The sequence below is a fragment of the uncultured Thermomonas sp. genome, from assembly GCF_937872235.1.
Classification (GTDB): domain Bacteria; phylum Pseudomonadota; class Gammaproteobacteria; order Xanthomonadales; family Xanthomonadaceae; genus Thermomonas; species Thermomonas beijingensis.
In genome coordinates this window covers 1-3,653 of sequence record NZ_CALMPC010000082.1, presented here as the reverse complement: position 1 = coordinate 3,653, position 3,653 = coordinate 1, and the positions used below count along the sequence as shown (strand labels likewise).

Genomic DNA, 3,653 nt, shown 5'->3' with positions numbered 1-3,653 from the left:
TGCGATTGCGATTGCTGCGGGGGTTGCTGCTGCTTGCGCCGGGCTTGCTCGACCACGCGCCGATTGAACTGCGCATCGGCCATCTTGGGCTGTTGCTGCAAGGCGCGGTCGTAGGCGGCGATGGCCTCGTCGTAGCGGCCTGCGCGGGCCAATGCATTGCCCAGATTGTATTGCCCGTCGGCATCGTGCAGCGCGGATAGTTGCGCAATCGCACCGGCGTAGTGCTGCTGGCGATAAGCCGCGATACCCGCTTGCATGCGCGCATACGCGGCTTGGTCGGCGCGCTGCCACCACGTCCCTATCGGTGCTGCGGCCGCAGGCTCTGGTGGTTGCCCGGATGGTTGCCCGCGTGTTTGCGTTTGCGCTTGAACCGACAGCGGCAACAAGGGCAGCCACAACCCGCATAGCAACACCACCACCAACGCACCACTACGGCGGAACAACGGCAGGCAAAACAGCAGCACCAGTGGTAGCAACCAAACCCCATCATCGCGCCAACTGGATAGGGTTTCGCCCGGCGCTGCGGCGGTGTCCTCCGTGGCTGGATCCAGCACCCCCAGCGCCCGCACATCGGCATCATCGGTGGTCATCGTGGCGTAACGCCCCCCCCCACTGCTGGCCAGCTTGCGCAGCGAAGTGGCATCCAAACGCGCCTGTTGCAAACCGTTGCCGGTATCGAACACGCCGCCATGTTCGCTGCCCAGCCCGATCACCGAAATGCGATACCCTGCCGCGCGTGCCTGCTGGGCGGCCGCCATGTCTTGGGCGTCGGCGTGATCGGTGAGCAGCACGATAGCGCCATGCTCGAACCCCGCCTGCCGCAGCAAGCGTTGCGACCATGCGATGGCACGGTCTGGCCGATGCCCATCCATCGGCATGACCTCTGGTGAAAGTGCATCCAAAAACAAGGCCACGTTGGCGGCATCCGTCGTCAGCGGTGCCACTGTGTAGGCATCCTCGGCAAACGCCACCAAGGCCACCTGCCCGCCGGCACGCGCGCGCAGCAAACGGGCCAGTTTGACCCGTGCCTGCACCAGCCGGTCGGGCGGCAGATCGCGCGCGCGGGTTGCGCTGGAAAGATCCAGCGCCAGCACCAGTGGCGCGCGCGCTTGCCACAATGGGCGGATGTCCTTGCGCAGACTGGGGCCGGCCAGTGCCAGCACCGAAAACACCAAGCCGCACAACCCCAACATGCCCGCCCATGCGCGTCGCGATGTTGCACCGGTGGGTTCCAGCAAATGCGGAAGCAGGTGCGCATCCACCACATCGCGCCAGGCACTTGATTGCCGCACGCGCTTGCGCTGCCACCACCACAACGCCGGCACCAGCAGCAGCGCCAGCAGCCACCACGGGCGCAGAAAGTGCAGTTGCGCAACGTCGCTCAGCCACGTGCTCATGCGCGATACCTGCGTAATAGCAGCGCGCACAGGCCCAAGGTGAGGGCGGCGGCCAGTGGCCACGGATACTGTTCAATCATCGGCCGCACCGCTTGGCCCTGCCGTTGCACGGGCTCTAGCTTGTCGATTTCGGCATAGATGCCGGCCAACTGCGTGGTATCGCGGGCACGGAAAAATTTGCCGCCGGTCAGGCTGGCGATGCGCGCAAGACCTGCCTCATCGACATCATCATCACCGCCACCCATCGGCAAGCGAAAGCCAAACATCGACAGCGCATTACCATCGCCGCCAAATGCGATGGTGTGAATGCGCACACCGGCATCCTTGGCGATTTGTGCCGCTTTTTGCGGCTCCAACGTGCCGGCGGTATTGACCCCATCGGTCAATAAAATCAGCACTTTTTGTGGATTGGCTTGTTGTTGCAAACGCTTGGTGGCCAGCGCAATTGCATCGCCGATGGCGGTGCCGCGCCCGGCCAGACCCACCACACTGGCTTGCAATTGTTGGCGCACGCTGGCGTGGTCGGTGGTCAGCGGGGTCAGCGCAAATGCGCGGTCACCAAACACGATCAGGCCGATGCGGTCGCCCTCACGGCGCTCCAAAAAATCGGCCAACACCGCTTTGATCGCGGTCAGCCGATCCACTGCCTGCCCGCCCAGTGTCATGTCCTGCTCCCCCATGCTGCCGGACAAGTCCACGGCCAGCATCACATCGCGCCCGGCTTGCGGCGGTGCAACTGGTGGCCCTAATTGCTGCGGGCGTGCCGTCGCAATACAAAGCAAACACCACGCCACCCACGCCAGCCATGGAAATTTGCGCGCATGTGCCGGCCCAGCACTGCCGGCTGCGACCTGCTGCACTCGCGCTGCCCACGGCACCCGCAATGCCGGCTGTTGGTGGTCATTACTGGGCGGCAGCCAGCGCACCAGCCAAGGCAACACCCCCGCCAGCAGCCACCACGGCCAAGCAAAGTGATCCACCGCCAACCAATGCAACAACTCACTCATGCGCCCTGCATCCATTGCAGGTAGCGGCGTCGCGCGTGTTCGCGCAGGGCGGCCACGGCATGCGCATCGACAGTGGGCCGAAACGCACCATCGCGCAGCAACGCGCCGGGGCCGTGCATAAACACCGGCTGGGCGAGCCCTGCATCAAGAAATTGCAGCCACGCATCGCCGTCCAACCGGTCCGCCATCGGGTCGATGCGTCGTGCCGCCCGCCGCAACAGCTCTGATATCGCCGCCACTTGCGCAGCTGGCGTGGCCGCTTGTGTGACTGCATTATCGAAATAATGCGTTAGTGCATGCATGCGTTCTTGCTGCCTGCGCCGCCGCTGCCAAAGCCACGCTGCCAACACGATCAAGAGCAGCACCCCCGCCAGCAGCAGCCACCAACCCATGGCCGGCGGCCACCACGACGGCGCTACGCCTACGTGCATGTCTTTGAGCGGCAATGAATTTTGCGGCAGTGGCGGCGTCATCGTGCCCTCCTTGCCGGGGTGCGCGCCAATAACGGCAGCCACGCATCGCTGGGATCGTCGGTGGACAAGGCCATCACTCGCGCACCCTGCCGCTGCAACTGTGCCAATGCGGTTTCGATGGGGGTTTCAAATGCCGCGCGCCAGCGTTGGCGTACGCCGGCGGTGTCCAATGCCAGTTCGATCCGCCCCGCCTGCGCGAGCTGAAATGGCAGCCGAGCCTCTGGTGGCCTGCGCTCCAGCGGGTCGGTCAGCAGCAGCACCACCAGCTCATGGTGCTGCGCCAAAGCGGGCCACAGGGCCGCAGGCACTGCCGGCAAACTGACAGGGTCGGCCAGTACCAACAGCCGCGAACCCGGGCGCAGCAAGCGTTGCGCGTGCTGCAACGCATTCGCAAGCCCGGCATCCTCGGCGGGCGCTTGCGTGTACCAGCGCACCAGCGCGTCGAGCACCCGCAACGCACCGCCCTGGCCAGACGCCGGAGCGATCGGTGGTTCTTTCACCGCGCCGCGCAAGGCCGCGATGCGGTCACCATCGCGCACCGCCAGCCATGCCGCCAATGCGCCGGCACGTGCGGCTTGCACGGATTTAAAGCGAGTACGGGTGCCGAAATACAACGCGGGCGCGGTATCGGCAACGATCAGACTCAGGCGTTCGCGTTCGGCCTGAAACAGCTTGGTGTGCGCCTTGCCGCTGCGCGCGGTCAGCCGCCAGTCGATATGGCGGGCATCATCGCCCAGCGCGTATTCACGCGACTCGGCGTACTCCATGCCGCGCCC

At 65.3% G+C, this 3,653-nt stretch carries 4 protein-coding genes; all 4 read right to left on the bottom strand.

The genetic code is table 11. The features are described from left to right. The coding region (locus QWB57_RS07670) for a VWA domain-containing protein (RefSeq protein ID WP_288969018.1) at positions 1-1,397 on the bottom strand (1,397 nt) is incomplete at its 3' end. Next, the gene (locus tag QWB57_RS07665; protein WP_288969017.1) at positions 1,394-2,404 is read right to left on the bottom strand and encodes a VWA domain-containing protein; all 1,011 of its coding nucleotides are present in this window, start codon (positions 2,402-2,404) and stop codon (positions 1,394-1,396) included. The genes QWB57_RS07665 and QWB57_RS07670, both read right to left, overlap by 4 nt. Next, positions 2,401-2,865: a DUF4381 domain-containing protein gene (locus QWB57_RS07660; RefSeq protein WP_288969019.1), complete on the bottom strand. Its 465-nt coding sequence runs from the start codon at positions 2,863-2,865 to the stop codon at positions 2,401-2,403. The genes QWB57_RS07665 and QWB57_RS07660 overlap by 4 nt, the downstream gene beginning before the upstream one ends. 8 nt (positions 2,866-2,873) lie before the next feature. Next, on the bottom strand, positions 2,874-3,653 hold a 780-nt coding region (locus tag QWB57_RS07655), incomplete at its 5' end, for a DUF58 domain-containing protein (protein WP_288969016.1).

Coding starts and splice junctions, on each gene's coding strand:
- QWB57_RS07665 (WP_288969017.1), bottom strand. CDS start 2,404: ATGAGTGAGTTGTTGCATTGGTTGGCGGTGGATCACTTTGCTTGGCCG.